The sequence below is a fragment of the Streptomyces sp. NBC_00554 genome (assembly GCF_041431135.1).
Taxonomy (GTDB): Bacteria; Actinomycetota; Actinomycetes; order Streptomycetales; family Streptomycetaceae; genus Streptomyces.
This window is the reverse complement of the sequence record NZ_CP107799.1, coordinates 7,419,729-7,438,294: the sequence shown is the minus strand read 5'-3', so window position 1 is coordinate 7,438,294 and position 18,566 is coordinate 7,419,729. Positions and strand designations below refer to the sequence as shown.

Here is an 18,566-nt window from a genome sequence, read left to right as displayed (position 1 = left end):
CGATAAGAGGTAGCATGTTCGTGCGAGACGCGCAATCGTCAACATCGGCCGCATCGTCCACGAGGAGTCGCCGCATGCTGGAGCTGTCGATCCTGGGCTTCCTGTCCGAAGAGCCCCTGCACGGCTACGAGTTGAAGGAGCGGATCAAGGCGCTGAGCGGCCATGTCCGCCCGGTCAGTGACGGCGCGCTCTACCCGGCGATCACCCGCCTGATCACCGCGGGCAAGCTGGACCAGCACGCGGAGCCGGGCAGCAGCGCGGCCCCCCGCCGCATCCTGTCGCTCACCGACAAGGGGCGCGAGGACCTCCTGGAGCGGCTGCGCCACCCCAAGCAGACGGAGATCACCGACCAGGTCCGCTTCAACACGCTGCTGGCGTTCCTGCGCCACCTCCCCGACCCCCGCGAGCAGGCTGCGGTGCTGCGCCGCCGCCAGGAGTTCCTGGAGACGCCCGCGAGCTTCTTCTACCGGGACGGCAGCCCCGTACGGGCGGAGGAGACCGACGACCTCTTCCGGCAAGGCATGCTCCGGGTGGCGCGGGCGACGGGCGAGGCGGAGCGGAAGTGGCTGGCGGAGGCCATCACACAGCTGGAGAGCTGAACCGGCCGAGCCTGCCGAGGCTCAGCCCAGCTGCGCCTGCAGATAGTCCCGCCACAGTTCCGTGAACTCCTGCGGCGTCGTACCCAGCACATCCCGCAGCGCGTCCTCGACCGCCCCCGACCGCTTCTCGTGCTCACCCACGGCCCGGTAGAAGTCGTTGAGGCGGACCTCGCCCCAGCGGTCCGCGATCAGCCGGCAGGCCATCCAGCCGCCCTCGTACGCCTGCGCCAGCTTCCCCGCGTCCCCGGTGAACCCGAAGTCCGCGTCGACCGGCAGCGCGGCCGGGACATGCCCGTCCACGACGGCACGCTCCAGCTCCGGCGCGACCTGTACGGCGGTGCGCCCGCTGCCGAGGTAGCCGACCCAGTCCGCGTAGCCCTCGGAGAGCCACAGCGGGGTGGCGGCGGTGGTGTGGGTGCGGGTCGCGACATGCGTGGTCTCGTGGGTGAGGACGACCTGTTTGCCGAAGTCGCCGAGGACGCCGTACGCGTCGGGGTTGACGATGATCCGGTCCGCGGGTGCCTTCGCCGAGGCGCCCGCCTCGCCGGTGGTGACCGCCGCGATGCCCTGGTACCCGGACGCCGCGGCGCCCAGCAGCCCCGCCATGCCCTCCAGCGACCTCGGTACGAGCACGACGACATGGGCCGACCAGTCGGTGCCCCACGCCTGGGACACGGCGGGCACGGCACGGTCCGCGATGCCCGCGTAGGCGCGCAGCCGCTCGTCCGACTGCCCGACGCCCATCACGAGGCTGTGCTCACCCCGCAGGACCGTCACCGCCCCCTGCTCCCACAACTGCTCGCTGGCGTCCTTGGCGGGCTCGTCCGAGACGACGTACCACTTCCCGCCGCTACGGGTCAGGCTCAGGTCGCGGGCGGCCGTCACGGGCGCCTTGTCGTAGCCCTCGACGCGGTAGCTCAGCTCGGCGTCGGCGGTGGCCCGGTCGCCGGAGCGGTGGAAGCCGGTCACGCGGTACGACCAGGCCGCCAGCGGGACCTCGCGGAGATTCCCGAACTCGGCGACGGACGCGGCCGATTGACCGGTGGCCCGGTACGCCGGTTCGTCCCGGTCGAGGACGGCCGCCGCCCGCCGGTCCAGTACCCGCTGCACCTCGGCCTGCGCGCTGTCCGAGGCGGTGCGGCCGCCGCAGCCCACCAGCACGGCGAGCAACAGCACCAGGGAGAGCCCCGCTCGCGACGCGCGCCTTCGACCAGCCACGTTCCCGATCGTACGGCGAGTTCGCGCGGGGTCAGACCCTGGTGACCGACGAGACCGGCATCATGCCCACCGGGTCGTAGCGGACGGGCGCGCCCGGGTAGGGCGCGTGGATCACCTGCCCGTTGCCCATGTACATCGCGATGTGGCTGGCGTCGTCGCGGTAGGCGACCAGGTCGCCGGGCTGTGCCTGGGCGAGCGGCACCTGCCGTCCGGCGTTCCGCTGGGCCTGCGAGGTGCGTGGCAGACCGACCCCGGCCTGCCCGTACGACCACTGCATGAGGCCCGAACAGTCGAAGCCGCCGGGCCCGTTGGAGCCCCACACGTACGGACGGCCGAGCGCGGAGCGGGCCGCGGCGACGGCGGCGGCCGCACGCCCCGAGGCGGGGACCGCGCCCCCGAAGTCGGGCATGTCGGAGCGCCCGGAGCGGGAGGCCCGGTCATAGGCGGCGCGCAGGGAGTCCGGCAGCGCGTTGAGCAGCTGCCGCGCCCGGGTCAGCTTCTGCTCGACGGTGCGTTTGTGCTGGGCGACGGCCTTGCGGCTCTTCTCCAGCTCGGCGAGCTTGCCGGTGGCCTCCTCGCGCCGCTGGGCAAGGTCGCGCATGGCGGACTGGAGGTCCTTGAGTTCGCCGGCCTGGTGGGCGTTGATCCGGTCGAGCACGGCGGCCTTGTCGAGGTAGTCGTCGGGGTCGTCGGAGAACAGCAGCGCGAGGGAGGGGTCGATGCCGCCCGAGCGGTACTGGGCCCCGGCGAGCGAACCGAGCGCGTCCCGCATGGTGTTGATGCGTTCCTGCTGCCGGGCGATCTCGTCCTGGGCGTCACTCACCTGCTCGCGCAGCGAGTCGGCGCGCTCGTCGGCCTGGTTGTACTCCTCGGTGGCCTTCTCGGCCTGCTCGTACAGGCGGTCCACCTCGGCCCGGGTGTCGTCCTGGGGCGCTCCGGCGGCCGGTACGGCGCCGAGGGCCGCGGCGGCGGCGGACATCACGCAGACGGCGAAACCGGCGGCGCCGAAGCCCCGGTCGGAGCCGGACGGTGCAAGGCGGCGATGGGACCCCACGAGTGGCCGCACTCCCTTCCGCTGACGCTCCCCCGGAGTTGGGGGAAACGCGGCAGACAGTAGCCGTGCCACTACGCACCGGCCAAAGACCCCGGCGGGCACACAACGTGACACCCCGCCGGAGACGCAGGTCACCGACGGGGTGTGGGGTCAGCTCGAGTCACCGCGATTCGCCCGTTTGGGCGGCGTGGCGACAGGCTCCTGGGAGCGGGTGCGTCAGATCCGGACGCCGAACTGGAAGGGCATGTTGCCGATCGACTCGTAGCGAACGACCGTGCCGGAGCGCGGGGCGTGCAGCACCTGGCCGTTGCCCGCGTAGAAACCGACGTGGTGCTGGTCGCTGTAGAAGATGACCAGGTCGCCGACCTGGAGATCGCTCTGCGAGTAGATCCGGGTGCCGGCACTGGCCTGCGCCTGCGAGGTGCGCGGTATGGAGACACCGGCCTGGGCGTAGGCCCAGGAGGTCAGACCCGAGCAGTCGAACGAAGAGGGTCCCGAGGCGCCGTAGACGTACGGCGAGCCGAGCTTGGACTGCGCGGCGGCGTACGCGGAGGAGGCGCGGCCCGAGGCGGGAGCGGTCGACCCGCCGGCGGCGGCCTGAGCGGCGCTGCTGGCCTGCGCCTCTTTCGCGTCGAGGGCTGCCTGCTCCGCGGCCGTCAGGGTGTTGAGGAGCCGGTTCGCCTCGGCGAGCTTGGCCTGGACTTCCTTCTTGTTCTTGGCCAGCTCGGTCCGGGTGCTGGCGAGGTCCTTGAGCTTCTCGGAGGCTTCCTCGCGCTGCTGGGCGAGCGAACGCTGCTTCTCCTGGACCTTCTTCAACGTCTCGACCTGCTGATTGCTCAGCTGGTCCATCGTGGACGCCTTGTCGAGGTAGTCGTCCGGGTCCGCGGAGAGGAACAGCTGCACGGAGGGGTCGATGGCGCCGGTGCGGTACTGGGCGGTGGCCATCGAACCGAGGCCGTCGCGCAGGTCGTTGAGCTCCTCCTGGCCGCGGGCCACGTTGTCCTGGAGCGTGTCGATCTGCTTCTGGAGCTTGTCCTGCTTCTCCGTGGCGCCGTTGAGCTTCTCGGAGGCCTGCTCGGCCTCCTCCTGAAGCTTGTCGACCTTGGTCTTGACCTCGTCGACGCTCGGCTTCTCGCTCGGCGCGGCGTTCGCGGCATTCGCGCTGAGGACCACGGCGGCTGCCGCGGCGGTGGTGAGCACGGTCACACGGGTGCGGCTCGGCTGCTTGGGACGACGGTGGGACGCCACGAAGGCGAGCTCCTTCTTCCTCCAGCCGCCTGCCGATTGCTCCGACGGGCGGGGCCCCCTCCACCGTCACTCCCAATGAGTGATCACCCGAGCAGAGGTTCGAGGCCTGACCCTAGTGACCTTCTTGTGATCAGTTCAAATCCTGATGGGAAAAATCTCGTTCACCGAGCGCATTCTTTGCACACAACTCACATGCAGTAATGCACATTTGACAGTACGTTGCGTGAAGGTCTCGCCAATCCGGGCATCAAGCCCAGACGTTACGCATGGTGCGTAGGTTGCCTTTGGGGCGTACGCGGCATCCGGCCGAACGCGCGGGCCAACCGTGCGAGAAGCGCTTCGGGCTAACCGTGCGAGAAGCGCTTGAGGAGCACCACCGAGGCCACCGGGCGCGCACCCGCCTTGGCGATCCCGTCGGCCACCTCACGGTCGGTGGAGACGACGATGACCGGCCGCCCCGGCGGCTCGGCGCGCACCAGCTGGCGGATCAACTCGTCCGCCGTGACACCGGCCTTGGAGAACAGCACCCTCACCCCGCGCGGCGGCGCGAGCAGCACGGGCGCGGCCAGCTCGGCCCCGTCGAAGACACACGTCACCTCGGCGCCGGTCTGCGCGGCGAGCTGCGAGAGCTGCCCGAGCAGCCTGAGCCGCTGCTTCTCCAACGGCATCTGCGGATAGCCGGTCTTGGTGACGTTGTAGCCGTCGACCACCAGATGCGCCTGCGGCAGCGCGAGCAACTGGTCGAGGATCGCGGGATCGTTTTCGGACAGCGCGCGGGCGGCGATGTCCTTCGGCGTCATCCGTCCCGGTTCGACCGCGTCGACGGTCTCGGCGGGCCGCACGGAGACGGGCGGCAGCGCGAGCTCCCGCCGCAGCCCCTGGGTGGCCTCGAGCACCGTGTCGAGCAGCAGTCGTACGCGCATGTCCTCGACGCTGCGCCCCTCGCGCGCCGCTCTCCGCGTCGCCTCCAGGGCCGCCTCGGCCTCCCCGAGCCGCGCCTTGAGCCGCCGGGTCTCGCTCTCGGCGGCGGACAGCTGAGCCTGCACCTCGGCCCGCGCGGTGTCCGTCTCGGCCTGGAGCTTGCGCACGGCCGCCTCGCCGCGCTTGACGTCACTGAGGGCGCCGCGCAGCTTGCGGTGAAGCGATTCGGCTTCCTTCTTCGCCGACTCCAGCTCCGTACGCAGCCGTTCGGTCTCCGCCTTCGTATGGCCGCGGGCCTCCGCGAGCTCCTGGCGCAGCCGCTCCAGCTCCGCCCGGCTCTCCTCGTCGGCGCGCTCGGCGTCCGCCCGCAGGGCCTCCTCGCCCGCGGCGGCCACCAGCTTCACCCAGCCCGTGGGTCGCAGCACATAGGCCGCGGCCGCCACGTCCAGCGGATCCGCGGCCGGGGGCGGCGCGCCGGAGTCGAGGGCGCCGGTCAGCTCCGGCTGCGCCTCTCTCAGCTTCTCGGCGATACGCTGCCTGAAGAGCGGGTCGGTCTCCAGCGCGGAGGCCATCGCGTTACCGGCGAACTTGGCCCGCCGATTCGGCGCGAACCGCGCGAACTGCCGCAACTGCGTGGGCAGTTCACCGATGGTCAGCCCGCCGAAGCCGTCGGAGACGATCTGCACGACCCGTCGGCGCACGCCGTCGGGCAGCGGACGGTCGAGCACCTCGGCGGCGCCGTCGTCCGGCTCCCCGCCTGTGGTCTCCACCATCCGTCACCCCAATATCAGTGGGGCCCGCTCCCTCAGGAGCCGGCACCCGGCCTGTCCACGAGTTCCACCTGATCCAACGCGTTGCACCAGCGACAGCGCACCGACTCGATGGTCTCACTGACCACCTCGCGCTCCTCGACCTTGGGCTCCCCGGCGAGGTCGAGGTGCACATATTCGACGACCTTCGACGAACGGGTCACGTCGAACCGCGTGAGGTTGCCGCAGAGCGTGCAGCGCCACCGGGTCTCGGCAGTCGGGAGGGGAACCGTCATGTAGGTGTCGCTTTCCTTCTGGTATCCGTACCGCGCCAGTCTCCCTGGTGCGTATGGCTCGTAACCCTAAGGCCTGGCGGGTACTCGACGCTCGGCCGTCCACTGCGGCGAGGCGGTCTGTGCTCATCCGTCCGGTTACGCCATGCTCTGCACCATGATCGGCAACTGGAGTACGACGGTCGGCAGGACGGTGCGGGGTCGGTCGGCGCCGGTGACGTACGGGCTGATCGTCCTGTGCTGCCTGATCTTCGTGATCGGCCCGGCCTCGGGACTCAATCCGGTGTACGGCACCGGGGACGAGCTGCTGGCCGCCCAGCGGGCCTACTTCCGCCGCTGGGGGGTGGTGCCCTCCGAACTGTTCACCGGGGACGCGCGTGCGGCGCTCACTCCGGCCACGGCCCTGTTCATCCACGGCGGCTGGCTCCACCTCCTCGGCAACATGCTCTTCTTCTACGTCTTCGGGGCGATGACCGAGGAACGCATGGGGCACGTCGAGTTCGCCCTCTTCTATCTGGGCTGCGGTTATCTCGCCCTGCTGGGCTACGCGGCCGCCAACGCCGAGTCCCAGCAGACCCTGGTCGGCGCCTCCGGGGCGATCTCCGCGGTGCTCGGCGCGTTCCTGTACCTGTTCCCCAAGGCCCGGGTGACCAGTCTCTTCCCGTTCCTCTTCTTCCTGCCGCTGCGCTTCCCGGCCTGGGTGGTGCTGCCCTTCTGGGTGACCCTGCAATGGCTGGCGGCGGGCCGCGTCTCCGCCGGTCCCGGGGTCGCCTATCTGGCCCACCTGGTGGGCTTCTCGCTGGGCTTCGTCTACGCGTGGGTGCGCTTCGGCCGTACGGCTAGAGTGAAGACCCCAGCCGCGGCCCCCGAGGGAGAAAACCAGCCGTGATCACCGCGATCGTGCTCATCAAGACCAGCGTGGACCGGATCCCCGAGATCGCGGAATCGATCGCCGCCCTCGACAGCGTCAGCGAGGTCTTCTCGGTCACCGGTACGTACGACCTGATCGCCATGGTCCGCGTGAAGGCCCACGACGACCTGGCGGACGTCATCCCCGGCAAGATCAGCAAGATCCCGGGCGTCGAGGGCACGGACACCCACGTCGCGTTCCGTACGTACTCCCAGCACGACCTGGAGGCGGCGTTCGCGATCGGCCTGGACGGCTGAGAGCCGGTCCCGGTCAGGCGCTGACGTCCACGGCGGCGATTCCGCCCCCGGAGGGAACGTAGAGGCGCCTGTCGCTCAGTACCGGGCTGTGCTGGTCCTCCCCGGTCGACTTGCCGAGCGCCTCGCTCCACAGCGGCTTGCCGTCCAGGCCCAGGGCGCACAGGACGAGCCCGCTTCGCACATAGATTCGGTCTGCGGCCACCGCCGGTCCCGGCAGCCAGTCGCCGCCGATCTCGTACGTCCACGCGGTGGAGCCGTCGGCCGCCCTGATCGCGTCGACGGTGCCCTGCCCGGTGGTGATCGCAAGCGACTTGTTCCCGGTGACCAGCAGCCCGTTGCCGTCCGTCGACCGCTCCCACAGCTTCTTGCCGTCCAGGCTGAAGGCGTGCCGGTTCGTCTCGCCGCCGGACTCGGCCAGGAGGACCTCGCCGACCAGCGCGGGCCGGCCGATGTCGGTGCCCGCGGCGACCGACCAGATCCGGGTGCCGTCGGTGGCGTTCAGGGCCACCAGGCGGTCGCCGAAGGTTCCTGTGTAGATCACTTCGCCCGCCACCAGAGGGATGCCGGTCGGACCGGCGGGCGTGGTGGCGCTCCACAGCACGGCACCGTCGGCGGCGTAGCAGCGCAGGCCTCCCACGTCGGTGTCGCCGGTGGCCACCACCACATCCGCACCCGCGAGAACGGGCGGGGCGTAGCCGTTCTCGCCGAGGGTGCTGGTCCACATGAGCTTCCCCGTCGCGTCCACCGCGCACAGCCGGCGCCGCACCCGCTCCTGGTCCCAGACGACGCAGAAGATCCCGTCCGGGGTGACGACGGGCGTCGACACCTCCTCGCCGAGCTTGAGCGCCCAGCGCCGCCCGCCCGCACGGGACAGCGCCTGCAGCTTCCCGTTCGCGTCCCCGAAGTAGACGACCTCGCCGTCCGGCGACACGGCGACGCAGGGTCCGTACATGCCGCCGAGCCCCGCGGCGTCGTACTGCCAGGCGAGGGCGGCGGGATTCTGCACGCCCGCCGCGGACGCGGTCTCGGGGGACTCCGGTCCTTGCGTTCCGCTCTCCTGCCCGGGCCTGCGCAGCCACAGCCACCAGCCGGCTCCCCCGGTGGCCGCGACCACCGCCCCACCCCCGAAAGCCGTCAACAGCCGCCTCCGCGAAGGCCGTTCGGGTGCCGATGCGACAGTCGGCGCCGAAGCTCCCGTGACCGTCACCGGAGCGACGTACTCGACGCGGCTCTCTCCCTCGCCCGACTCGCGCTCCGGAAGCCACCGTTCGTCCCCCGCGGCCGTCGCCGGTGCGGGGGCGAGCCACCCCGGCCGCAGCCCTGCCCGCAGGGAGGCCGCCGTGTGCCCGGCGGCCGTGACCACTTCCTCCGGGGTGGGCCGCTCCCCGGGCTCCTCCCGCAGACAGGCCTCGACCAGCGGAAGCAAGCGCGCCGGGACCCCCGAGAGATCGAAGTCCCGCGTCATGATGCGCAGCAGGATCACCGAGTCCTGACCCTCCCCGAAGGGCTCGCGGCCGCTCGACGCGTACGCCAGTACGGCGCCCAGCGCGAAGACGTCACTCGGCGGTCCCACCTCGGAGCCGTTGCGGATCTGTTCGGGCGAGACGTATCCGACCGAGCCGACCATGGTGCCGGTGCGGGTCATCGCCGTCGCCTCAAGCGCCCGTACGATCCCGAAGTCGATGACCCGCGGACCGTCCGGTGCAAGGAGGATGTTGGACGGCTTGAGGTCGCGGTGCACCATGCCCTTGGCGTGGATCGCGGCGAGGGCCTCGCCCAGTGCGGCCGCGAAGGTGAGTACCGCGTCCTCGGGCAGCGGCCCGCCGTCGAGGACCGCGTCGCGCAGGTTCGGCCCGTCGACGAACTCCGTTGCCATCCAAGGCCGTTCACCCTCGGGGTCGGCGTCGACCACCCGTGCGGTGTACGTCCCGGTCCCGCCGACGGTCTGCGCGGCCCGTACCTCCTGGCGGAACCGGGCGCGGAAGGTGCGGTCCTCCGCGTGCTCGGCCCGCACCACTTTCACGGCCAGCCGGAGCCCGGCCCGCGACTCGGCGAGATAGACCTCGCCCATGCCGCCCGAGCCAAGCCTCCCGAGCACCTCGTACGGACCGATCCGCCGTGGATCCGTCTCCCGCAGCGCCTGCACTCCCCGCAACTCCCCTGTTTGCCGTACGGCCGCCGAGGGGGAGCGTATACGCCGTGCTCCTGTCAGGCGATTACACGGCCGGGACGCAACGCCCGTCCTCCGTACGGTAGTTCCACTTGGCGCCATCGCGGACGAGCTCCTTGACCGCGCGGACGAAACGCTCGACGTGCTCGTCCGGGGTGCCCGCGCCGAAGCTGACGCGGATGGCGTTGAGGGACTTCTCGCCGGGCGCGGCCTCGGGGGCGCCGCACTCGCCCTGGGTCTGAGGGTCGCTGCCGAGGAGGGTGCGCACCAGCGGGTGGGCGCAGAACAGGCCGTCGCGCACCCCGATGCCGTACTCGGCGGACAGCGCGGCCGCGAAGTGCGAGCTGTTCCAGCCCTCGACGACGAAGGAGATGACGCCGACGCGCGGGGCGTCGTCGCCGAAGAGCGAGAGGACCCGCACCTCGGGCACTTCGGCGAGACCCGCGCGGACGGTCTCGATGAGCTGCTGCTCACGGGCGACGAGCGTGTCGAAACCGGCCTCGGTGAGCGCCTTGCAGGCGGACGCGATCGAGTACACGCCGATCACGTTCGGCGAGCCCGCCTCGTGCCGGGCGGCGCTCTCGTGCCACTCCACGTCCACGCCGCCGTCCGTACGCCGGGACACCTTGCGGCTGGCGCCGCCGCCCGCGAGGTACGGCTCGGCCTCGCGCAGCCAGTCGGAGCGGCCCGCGAGGACACCGGAGCCGAAGGGGGCGTACAGCTTGTGCCCGGAGAAGGCGACCCAGTCGACGTCGAGGTCGCGCACCGACACCGGGTGGTGCGGGGCGAGCTGCGCGGCGTCGAGGACGATGCGCGCGCCGTGCGCGTGGGCGGCGGCGGCCAGTTCACGCACCGGCCACAGTTCACCGGTGACGTTCGAGGCGCCCGTGACGCAGACCAGGGCCGGACCGTGGGGGTCACGGCCGGCGAGGGCGCCCTCCAGGGTCGCGACGGCCTCCTGAGGCGTACGCGGGGCGTTCAGGTAGGTCACCCGCGCGTCCCGCCAGGGCAGCAGCGAGGCGTGGTGCTCGGTCTCGAAGACGAAGACCTGGCAGTCGGCCGGAAGAGCCCCGGCGAGCAGGTTGAGCGAGTCAGTGGTCGACCGGGTGAAGACGACCTGGTCGTCCGCACGGCAGTCCAGGAACTCGGCGACGGTGGTGCGGGAGTTCTCGAAGAGGTCGGTGGAGAGCTGGGACAGGTACCCCGCCCCGCGGTGCACGCTGCCGTAGTACGGGGCGTACGCGGCCACGTCGTCCCACACGCGCTGGAGGGCCGGGGCGCTGGCGGCGTAGTCGAGAGCGGCGTACGTGACCTCGCCACCGGTGACGAGCGGGACGGTGACATCCCGGCCCAGAACGGGCAGCTGGGCACAAATGGTCTGGTCGGCGGCAGCGGTGGAGACAGACATGGCGAGCTCCTGTGAGAGGCAGGGGGAATCACCGCGCGAGCGGGTACGGGGACGTACGGCTCAGCGCGGGAAAAGGTGAAAGGGGTATGCGGAGAGGGGCTCTGCGCCCTATCGCATTCGCTTGCTCACAGAAGGCTCCCTCGAATGACCAGGACCCCTGGGCTCCATCCCTCAATCGAGGGCGAGGGGTCCGCGCTTGCCGTAGACCTCGCTGCCTACGGCCTGGTCTTCACCCGGAGCACCCCGCCACGGACGGAGGGTTGCTGGACAGTCGGCCGGGGCCTCATGACTGTCACTCATGACCTGCCGAAAAACCTACGCGACCCAATCGGGGCACCGCAACCCGTGTCCGGATCCCGGAACGCGAAAGGGGCCGGGCGTCCTGCCCCGGCCCCACTCGAAACGCCACGACGGACCCGCTGGACCCGTCCCGGCCGCCGCCTACGCGTTGGTGGCCGCCACCCACCGCTCCAGCGTCCGCTTCGCCGCCCCCGAGTCGATGGCCTCCGCCGCCTTCGCCATCCCGGCGCGGATCTGGTCCGCGAGCGGTCCGGCGCCCGGCGACAGGGCCACCAGCGCCGCCGCCGAGTTCAGCAGTACGGCGTCCCGCACCGGGCCCGTCTCACCGTCGAGCAGCCGGCGCGCCACGTCCGCGTTGTATGTGGAGTCCGCGCCACGCAGCGCCTCGATCGGGACCAGGTCGATGCCGACGTCCCTCGGGTCGAAGGTCTCCTCGGTGACCTTTCCGTCCCGTACGACCCACACCCGGGACGTGGACGTGATGGTCAGCTCGTCGAGCCCGTCGTCGCCGCGGAAGACCAGCGAGGAGTTGCCGCGCTCCGCGAAGACGCCCGCCACGATCGGCGCCATGCGGGGGTCCGCGACCCCGACCGCCTGCGCCTTCACCCGTGCCGGGTTCGTCAGCGGACCGAGTGCGTTGAAGACCGTACGGATTCCCAACTGCCCGCGCGCGGCGCCCACATGACGCAGCGCCGGGTGGAACTTCACCGCGAAGCAGAAGGTGATCCCGGCCTCCTCGGCCACCTCGGCCACCCGCTTCGTCGTCAGCTCCAGGTTGACCCCGAGCTTCTCGAGCACGTCGGACGCGCCGGAGGCCGAGGAGGCCGCCCGGTTGCCGTGCTTGACGACCTTCGCGCCCGTACCGGCGATGACGATCGCCGACATGGTGGAGATGTTGACGGTCTTCGCCCCGTCACCGCCCGTGCCGACGATGTCGACGGTGTCCCCCGGCACCTCGATCACATTGGCGTGCTCGTACATCATCCGTACGAGCCCGGTGATCTCCGCGACGGTCTCTCCCTTGGCCCGCAGAGCCACCGCGAACCCGGCGATCTGCGCGTCGGTCGCCTCACCGCGCATCATCAGGTTCATCGCCCAGGCGGTGTCGTCCGCGCTCAGGTCACGGCCGTCGAGCAGGCCGTTCAGCAACGCCGGCCAGGAACGGCCCGCCGCGGTGTCGCCTCCAGCGGGGTTCACAGCGCTCATGGTCGCTCCTGGGTTCTCAGAGAGGTACGAGGGTGGACTCACCCCCGTACGTAGGGGTGAGTCCACCCTATCCAGCCCGGGAGACGGCAAAGAGCCCCGTCCATGCAATGGACGGGGCTCCAGCCGTGGCGATCAGCGAGGATCGTCGAGGAGATCAGTGGTGGCCGTGGCCGCTCGTGATCTCCTTGTACTCCTCGACGGTGGGCTTGGGGATCTGCTGGTCCTCCCCGTAGTAGCCCTTGCTGAGCTTGGCGCGCAGCTTCTGCGAGCCCTTCACCTTGCGCTCGACACCGTTCTTGTCGACCGACGGGCCGATCTGGGCCGGCTCGTACTGCTCGTGCGCCGTGAGCGTGTGCAGAGCCGCCTGGCTGAGCGGCTCGTGGATCTCGATGAACTCACCGTGCGGCAGGCGCTTGATGATGCCCGACTCGCGGCCGTGCAGCACCTTGTCCCGGTCCCGGCGCTGAAGGCCGAGGCAGATCCGCTTGGTGATGACGAACGCCAGCACCGGAGCGACGAAGAACGCGATCCGTACGAACCAGGTGATCGAGTTGATCGACAGGTGGAAGTGCGTGGCCCAGAGGTCGTTTCCACCACCGATCAGCAGAACCATGTACCAGGTGATCCACGCGACACCGAAGGCCGTGCGCGTCGGGACGTTGCGCGGGCGGTCCAGGATGTGGTGCTCGCGCTTGTCGCCGGTGACCCAGGACTCGATGAACGGGTAGACCGCGATCGCGACCAGGACCAGCGGGAAGATCACCAGCGGGATGAACACGCCCAGGACGAGCGTGTGGCCCCAGAGGTTGATCTCCCAGCCCGGCATGAACCGGATCAGGCCTTCGGAGAAGCCCATGTACCAGTCGGGCTGGGCGCCGGTGGACACCTGGTCCGGACGGTAGGGGCCCATGGTCCAGATCGGGTTGATCGAGGCGATCGCCGAGACGGCCGCGATGACACCGAAGACCAGGAAGAAGAAGCCTCCGGCCTTGGCCATGTAGACCGGCAGCAGCGGCATGCCGACGACGTTGTTGTTCGTCTTTCCGGGGCCCGCGAACTGCGTGTGCTTGTGGTAGAAGACCAGGATCAGGTGGCCGACCACCAGGCCGAGCATGATGCCCGGCAGCAGCAGTACGTGGATCGAGTAGAAGCGGGCCACGAAGTCGCCGCCCGGGAACTCGCCGCCGAAGAGGAAGAACGAGAGGTACGTGCCCACGATCGGCACGGACAGGACCGCGCCCTCCATGAAGCGCACACCGGTGCCGGAGAGCAGGTCGTCCGGGAGCGAGTAGCCGGTGAAGCCGGTGAACATGCCCAGGACGAACAGCAGGAAGCCGAACAGCCAGTTGACCTCACGCGGCTTGCGGAACGCACCCGTGAAGAACACGCGCATCATGTGCACGAACATGCCGGCGAGGAAGATCAGCGCCGCCCAGTGGTGGATCTGCCGGATCAGCAGACCACCGCGCACATCGAAGGAGATGTGCATGGTCGAGTTGAACGCCTCCGACATCAGCTGTCCCTGGAGCGGGACATAGCTGCCGTCGTACGTCACCTCGTTCATCGACGGGTGGAAGAACAGCGTCAGATACACACCCGTGAGGATGATGATGATGAAGCTGTAGAGGCAGATCTCACCCAGCATGAACGACCAGTGGTCGGGGAAGATCTTGCGCATGTTGGTCTTGGCCAGGGAGTAGATCCCCAGCCGGCCATCCGCCCAGTCGGCGACGCGCTCGCCCGCCGGTGCCTTCTCCCGCGAGGTCGACTCGCCCGAGTCGGGGGTTTTCGTAGTGCTCATCCGCGCTCCCAGAAAGCAGGACCGACGGGCTCTTCGAAGTCGCCGAGCGCCTCGAGGTAACCCTCAGCGTTCACACCGATGCGCAGCTGCGGCAGGGCGTGACCGGCCGGGCCGAAGATCACTCGGGCACCGTCGGAGAGGTCGAAGGTGGACTGGTGGCACGGGCAGAGGACGTGGTGCGTCTGCTGCTCGTACAGGGAGATCGGGCAACCGACGTGGGTGCAGATCTTCGAGTACGCCACGATGCCCTCGTGCGACCACTCGAGTTCCTGCTTGTCCTTGATGTTGTCCGGCTGGAGCCGGACGATCATCAGGGCCGCCTTGGCGATCTCGGTCTGGAACTCCTCGTCGTGCTCCTCCAGGCCCTCGGGCTTGGCGAAGGTGAGCGAGCCGACGACGACGTCCGAGGGACGCAGCGGCTCGTTCGTGTTCATGTTGACGAGCTGCAGACCCTTGCGCCACATCGTGTGACGGAGGCTGGTCCCCGGCAGCGGGCCGAGGTCGCGCAGCAGCATGACGCCGGAGAGCGGGAACAGGGCCAGCGCACCGAACATCGTGTTGCGGATCAGCTTGCGCCGACCGAGCGCGGACTCCTTGGCGCCGTCCTTGAAGTCGGCCATGACCTTGGCCTTGACCTCGGGCGACGCCTCGATCGGGTGACGCTCGTCGGCGATCTCCACGTCGGACATCAGGGTGCGGGCCCAGTGGACCGCGCCCGCGCCGATCGAGAACAGCGCTACGCCGAGCGTCATGCCCAGCGCGAAGTTCAGCGCGCTGACGTGCCCGATCGGGAAGATGTAGACGGCCCTGTCGGCCGGGATCGCCACGTACGAGGCGATGAAACCGACCGTGGCCACCATCGACAGCGTGAACAGGAAGGCGACCACACGCTCGGAGCGCCTCGCTGCCTGCTCGTCGATGTCCTGGACGCGGTGCTCGTGGGGCGGCAGCCCCGGGTCGGCGAACGGGTCCTTCTCGTTCGCGACCGACACGGCACCGTGTCCATGGTCGTCGGTGGCCCGCTCGGCGGGCAGGTTCTCTTCTGGAATGTCTTGGCTACTCATCACTTCTTGGCCTTTGCGGTCCGAGCGGCGACCCAGACGGCGACAGCGATCAGGGCACCGAGTCCGAAGATCCAGGCGAACAGGCCCTCGCTGACCGGCCCCAGGCCACCCAGGCTGAGACCGCCCGGGTCCACGGTGTCGCCACCGTTGACCGCGTCGAGGTACGCGATGATGTCCTTCTTGTTCTGCTCCGACATGATCGTTTCAGGGAAGGAAGGCATGTTCTGCGGGCCGGTCTGCATGGCCTCGTAGATGTGCTTCGGGGAAACACCTTCCAGGTCGGGCGCGAACTTGCCCTCGGACAGTGCACCGCCCTTGCCGGTGAAGTTGTGGCACTGCGCGCAGTTGGTGCGGAAGAGTTCGCCACCCTTGGCGATGTCCGCGCCCTCGGGGCTGACCTGGTTCTCGGTCGGCACCGTGGGACCGGCGCCCAGCGAGGCGATGTACGCCGCGAGCTGGTCGATCTCGGCCTGCGAGTAGATGACCTTCTTCTTCGGGACCTGCGCGCCCGGCTGCTGGGCCGGCATACGGCCGGTGCCGACCTGGAAGTCGACGGCGGCTGCGCCGACGCCCACCAGGCTCGGACCGTCGGAACTGCCCTGACCGCCGGTGCCATGGCAGCTTGCGCAGCCCACGGCGTAGAGCTTCTTGCCCTCGTCGATGGCAAGGGACTGGGCGGTTTCGTCGGCCTGCGCCTGGCTCGCGGGTGCGAACGCGGCGTACAGCCCCCCGGTGGCCGCCAGCGCGAGGAGTAGGACGACGACCGCCGCCAGCGGATGGCGTCGTCGTGCGGAGAGCTTTTTCACGGATTACCCCGGTGTCAGGATCTTCTGCGTCGATGCTTCTGGATGTTTTCGGGCGCCGGGCCCGATTACTTGATCATGTAGATCGTGGCGAAGAGGCCGATCCAGACGACATCGACGAAGTGCCAGTAGTAGGACACGACGATGGCGGCGGTCGCCTGCTCATGGGTGAACTTCCTGGCCGCGTACGTCCTGCCGAGGACGAACAGGAAGGCGATCAGGCCACCCGTGACATGCAGGCCATGGAAGCCGGTGGTCAGGTAGAACACCGAGCCGTACGGGTCGGAGGAGAGCGAGAGCCCGTCCTTCTTGACCAGTTCGGTGTACTCGAAGACCTGACCGCCGATGAAGATCGCACCCATGATGAAGGTGACGATGAACCACATCCGGAGCTTCTTCACGTCCCCGCGCTCGGCGGCGAACACGCCGAGCTGGCAGGTCAGGGAGGAGAGCACCAGGATCGTGGTGTTCGTCGCGGAGAACGGGAAGTTCAGGCTTGACGCCATTTCCTTCCAGTGATCCGGCCCGGTCACCGATCGCAGGGTGAAGTACATCGCGAAGAGGGCCGCGAAGAACATCAGCTCGGAACTCAGCCAGATGATGGTTCCGACGCTGGTGAGGTTCGGCCGATTGACCGACGGGTGCGCGTGCCCGGTTTCTACTGTCGTTGCTGTCGCCACGACCGACATTATGTCGGTCGCTTATCCCGCCCTCACCCCGGGGGGTGCCGTTCGGAGTGTTGATGGGGTGTGTCCAGCCCGTATGGCCCATCGAAGCCCTGTCCGAACCGGTGTTGACGAGGTGTTCGGAGGAGTAGCATCCGCCCAGCGGACCCTGTCCGTCTCGCCTTGAGGACGCCGACGTCTCGGAGGAAGAATGCAGCCGACCGCCACGGTGCTGGTCTACAGCGACGACTCCAACACCCGGGAGCAGGTGCGGCTTGCGACCGGCCGCAGGCCGGCCACCGACGTTCCCCTGGTCGAGTTCATCGAGTGCGCGACGCCCGCCGCCGTCCTGACGGAACTGGACAAGGGCGGGATCGACGTCTGCGTGCTGGACGGCGAGGCCGTGCCGATGGGCGGGATGGGTGTCTGCCGCCAGATCAAGGACGAGATCTTCAACTGCCCGCCCGCCCTCGTGCTGATCGGGCGGCCCCAGGACGCCTGGCTGGCCACGTGGAGCCGTGCGGACGCCGCGGTGACCTTGCCGGTGGATCCTGTGGAGTTCGCCGCCACGCTGGCCTCTCTGCTCCGCAGGAAGGCCCTTGCGGGCGCCTGAGAGAGGTTCTCCGCGCCCCGGTCTCACACTGACTCGGGGCGCAGCCTGGCGCGGTCCTGCGGGGGCGGGCCCTCGGGGGCTCCGCCGACCAGGGCGCTGCCCTTGCGCCACTTCTTCCAGGTGACGTTCCAGTCTCCGAAGCCGTTGCCGAACGGGTCCATGTCCTCGCCGTACGAGTTGATGACCTTCACGATGTCGCCCTCTCGGACGGTCTCGTAGAACCACGCGGCGTTGTCCGTGCTCATTCCGGTGCAGCCGTGGCTGACGTTGGCGTACCCCTGGGAGCCGGTGGACCAGGGCGCGGCGTGCACGTACTCGCCACTCCATGTGACTCTCGTCGCGTAGTACACGGGCAGGTCGTACGAGTCGGAGGTGCCCTCGGCGATGCCGATGCTGGTTCCGCGCATCCGTACGAAGTACTCCTTGCCCAGTACGACCTTGACGCCGTTGCGGGTCTCGAAGCCGGGCTTGCCGGTGGTGACGGGGATCTCGTTGATCGCCTCGTCGTTCCGGTAGACCGTCATCGAGTGCGCGGAGGCGTCCGTGACGGCGATCAGGCGGTCGCCGGTGGTGAGCTTCAGGGGCTTCGCCTCGCCGCCCCAGAGGCGTTCGGCGACCTTGATGCCGCCGATGTTGCTGTGCGCCTGGATGGTGGCGTGGGTGGGCCAGTACTCCTTGGGGCGGTAGTGCAGCGTCTTGTCGTCCACCCAGTGCCAGGCGCCTTCCACGGCGGGCTTCGAGTCGACCTTGAGGGCGCGTTCGACGATGGCGCGGGCGGCCTTGTCCTTGACGGGGACGCTCAGTTCGGCCGTGACGGGCTGGCCGACGCCGTACTTGCCCGCCTCGGGCCCGAAGGTGACGTTCAGGCGCTTCTTCGTCTTGGGGGTGCTGGTGTCGAAGCTGATGACCTTGCGGCCGGGGGCGCCGTCCTCGTCCTCCGTGCTCACGTGCACGGTGTAGCGGGCGCCCGCGGCCAGCGGCGAGGTGCTGTGCCAGCGGCCGCCGTCGGCGGAGAGTTCGCCCGCCACGTAGCGGCCTGACGCGTCCGTGGCCGTCACGTCGGTGATGCGCCCCTCGTCACCGTCGGCGGTGATTTCCAGGGGCTTGTCGGGGTCGGCCTTGCGGCTGTCGCCGGCCGGGCCGTTGAAGGAGATCTGACCCGCCGCGTCGTACGGCTTGGCCGAGAGCGGGTGGCCGTCGGAGCCGCAGGCGGTGACGCCCGCGCCGAGGGCGACCAGCAGCGTGGTGCAGCTGGCTACCGTGCGGAATCGCGGTGAGTGGTTCATG

At 69.7% G+C, this 18,566-nt stretch carries 17 protein-coding genes and 1 riboswitch; of the genes, 4 read left to right on the top strand and 13 right to left on the bottom strand.

The window, feature by feature from the left end:
* Nucleotides 1-74: 74 nt before the first annotated feature.
* Nucleotides 75-599: a PadR family transcriptional regulator gene (locus OG266_RS32740; protein WP_371550103.1), complete on the top strand. Its 525-nt coding sequence runs from the start codon at nt 75-77 to the stop codon at nt 597-599.
* Nucleotides 600-620: 21 nt separating this feature from the next.
* Here OG266_RS32740 and OG266_RS32735 read toward each other — a convergent pair whose 3' ends face one another.
* The 5 genes from OG266_RS32735 to OG266_RS32715 all read right to left on the bottom strand — a co-directional run bounded on the left by OG266_RS32735 (nt 621) and on the right by OG266_RS32715 (nt 6,085).
* A complete protein-coding gene (locus OG266_RS32735; protein ID WP_371550101.1) occupies nt 621-1,817 on the bottom strand; it encodes a hypothetical protein in 1,197 nt (398 codons plus the stop codon).
* Between the two features lie 31 nt (nt 1,818-1,848).
* Nucleotides 1,849-2,871: an NlpC/P60 family protein gene (locus OG266_RS32730; protein ID WP_371550099.1), complete on the bottom strand. Its 1,023-nt coding sequence runs from the start codon at nt 2,869-2,871 to the stop codon at nt 1,849-1,851.
* Between the two features lie 216 nt (nt 2,872-3,087).
* On the bottom strand, nt 3,088-4,119 hold the full coding sequence (locus tag OG266_RS32725) for a C40 family peptidase (RefSeq protein ID WP_266465100.1): 1,032 nt from the start codon (nt 4,117-4,119) through the stop codon (nt 3,088-3,090).
* 344 nt (nt 4,120-4,463) lie between these two features.
* Nucleotides 4,464-5,813 carry an NYN domain-containing protein gene (locus OG266_RS32720; protein ID WP_371550098.1) on the bottom strand — a complete coding sequence of 450 codons (1,350 nt, stop codon included), beginning with the start codon at nt 5,811-5,813 and terminating at the stop codon, nt 4,464-4,466.
* Nucleotides 5,814-5,845: 32 nt separating this feature from the next.
* Nucleotides 5,846-6,085, bottom strand: coding sequence for a hypothetical protein (locus OG266_RS32715; protein ID WP_266465096.1), 240 nt, complete (start codon nt 6,083-6,085; stop codon nt 5,846-5,848).
* A gap of 154 nt (nt 6,086-6,239) precedes the next feature.
* Between OG266_RS32715 and OG266_RS32710 the strand changes: the two genes are divergently transcribed.
* Complete coding sequence (locus OG266_RS32710; protein WP_329548109.1) at nt 6,240-6,971, top strand: rhomboid family intramembrane serine protease; 732 nt, start codon at nt 6,240-6,242, stop codon at nt 6,969-6,971.
* A complete protein-coding gene (locus OG266_RS32705) occupies nt 6,968-7,249 on the top strand; it encodes an Lrp/AsnC family transcriptional regulator (protein ID WP_266465093.1) in 282 nt (93 codons plus the stop codon). Before OG266_RS32710 ends, OG266_RS32705 begins: the two co-directional genes overlap by 4 nt.
* 13 nt (nt 7,250-7,262) lie before the next feature.
* Here the strand turns inward: OG266_RS32705 and OG266_RS32700 are convergent, their stop codons facing one another.
* The 7 genes from OG266_RS32700 to OG266_RS32670 form a co-directional block, all read right to left on the bottom strand.
* Nucleotides 7,263-9,395: a PQQ-binding-like beta-propeller repeat protein gene (locus tag OG266_RS32700; protein ID WP_371550095.1), complete on the bottom strand. Its 2,133-nt coding sequence runs from the start codon at nt 9,393-9,395 to the stop codon at nt 7,263-7,265.
* Between the two features lie 70 nt (nt 9,396-9,465).
* Entirely contained in the window at nt 9,466-10,827 is a 1,362-nt protein-coding gene (locus tag OG266_RS32695) for an aminotransferase class V-fold PLP-dependent enzyme (protein WP_371550093.1), read from the bottom strand.
* A gap of 187 nt (nt 10,828-11,014) precedes the next feature.
* A riboswitch (SAM riboswitch) is annotated at nt 11,015-11,131 on the bottom strand.
* Nucleotides 11,132-11,268: 137 nt separating this feature from the next.
* Entirely contained in the window at nt 11,269-12,333 is a 1,065-nt protein-coding gene (trpD, locus tag OG266_RS32690; RefSeq protein WP_266465082.1) for an anthranilate phosphoribosyltransferase, read from the bottom strand.
* Nucleotides 12,334-12,487: 154 nt separating this feature from the next.
* Entirely contained in the window at nt 12,488-14,134 is a 1,647-nt protein-coding gene (locus tag OG266_RS32685) for a cytochrome bc complex cytochrome b subunit (RefSeq protein ID WP_266465081.1), read from the bottom strand.
* Nucleotides 14,131-15,198, bottom strand: a complete 1,068-nt coding sequence (locus OG266_RS32680; protein WP_371550091.1) for a Rieske 2Fe-2S domain-containing protein — start codon at nt 15,196-15,198, stop codon at nt 14,131-14,133. The genes OG266_RS32685 and OG266_RS32680 overlap by 4 nt, the downstream gene beginning before the upstream one ends.
* Nucleotides 15,198-16,004 carry a c-type cytochrome gene (locus OG266_RS32675; protein WP_266465075.1) on the bottom strand — a complete coding sequence of 269 codons (807 nt, stop codon included), beginning with the start codon at nt 16,002-16,004 and terminating at the stop codon, nt 15,198-15,200. The genes OG266_RS32680 and OG266_RS32675 overlap by 1 nt, the downstream gene beginning before the upstream one ends.
* A 65-nt stretch (nt 16,005-16,069) precedes the next feature.
* The gene (locus OG266_RS32670) at nt 16,070-16,690 is read right to left on the bottom strand and encodes a heme-copper oxidase subunit III (protein ID WP_266465072.1); all 621 of its coding nucleotides are present in this window, start codon (nt 16,688-16,690) and stop codon (nt 16,070-16,072) included.
* 187 nt (nt 16,691-16,877) lie between these two features.
* Here OG266_RS32670 and OG266_RS32665 point away from each other — a divergent pair, with 187 nt between their 5' ends.
* Entirely contained in the window at nt 16,878-17,279 is a 402-nt protein-coding gene (locus OG266_RS32665; protein ID WP_371550090.1) for a hypothetical protein, read from the top strand.
* 23 nt (nt 17,280-17,302) lie between these two features.
* Here the strand turns inward: OG266_RS32665 and OG266_RS32660 are convergent, their stop codons facing one another.
* Nucleotides 17,303-18,565 carry an Ig-like domain-containing protein gene (locus OG266_RS32660; RefSeq protein ID WP_329548104.1) on the bottom strand — a complete coding sequence of 421 codons (1,263 nt, stop codon included), beginning with the start codon at nt 18,563-18,565 and terminating at the stop codon, nt 17,303-17,305.
* Nucleotide 18,566 lies beyond the last annotated feature (1 nt).

Bases quoted from the DNA above. Each gene is read 5' to 3' on its own strand.
- OG266_RS32680 (WP_371550091.1), bottom strand. From the start codon at position 15,198: ATGAGTAGCCAAGACATTCCAGAAGAGAACCTGCCCGCCGAGCGGGCC.
- OG266_RS32740 (WP_371550103.1), top strand. From the start codon at position 75: ATGCTGGAGCTGTCGATCCTGGGCTTCCTGTCCGAAGAGCCCCTGCAC.
- OG266_RS32660 (WP_329548104.1), bottom strand. From the start codon at position 18,565: ATGAACCACTCACCGCGATTCCGCACGGTAGCCAGCTGCACCACGCTG.
- OG266_RS32715 (WP_266465096.1), bottom strand. From the start codon at position 6,085: ATGACGGTTCCCCTCCCGACTGCCGAGACCCGGTGGCGCTGCACGCTC.
- OG266_RS32720 (WP_371550098.1), bottom strand. From the start codon at position 5,813: ATGGTGGAGACCACAGGCGGGGAGCCGGACGACGGCGCCGCCGAGGTG.
- OG266_RS32685 (WP_266465081.1), bottom strand. From the start codon at position 14,134: ATGAGCACTACGAAAACCCCCGACTCGGGCGAGTCGACCTCGCGGGAG.
- OG266_RS32710 (WP_329548109.1), top strand. From the start codon at position 6,240: ATGATCGGCAACTGGAGTACGACGGTCGGCAGGACGGTGCGGGGTCGG.
- OG266_RS32665 (WP_371550090.1), top strand. From the start codon at position 16,878: ATGCAGCCGACCGCCACGGTGCTGGTCTACAGCGACGACTCCAACACC.
- OG266_RS32670 (WP_266465072.1), bottom strand. From the start codon at position 16,690: ATGTCGGTCGTGGCGACAGCAACGACAGTAGAAACCGGGCACGCGCAC.
- OG266_RS32695 (WP_371550093.1), bottom strand. From the start codon at position 10,827: ATGTCTGTCTCCACCGCTGCCGCCGACCAGACCATTTGTGCCCAGCTG.
- trpD (WP_266465082.1), bottom strand. From the start codon at position 12,333: ATGAGCGCTGTGAACCCCGCTGGAGGCGACACCGCGGCGGGCCGTTCC.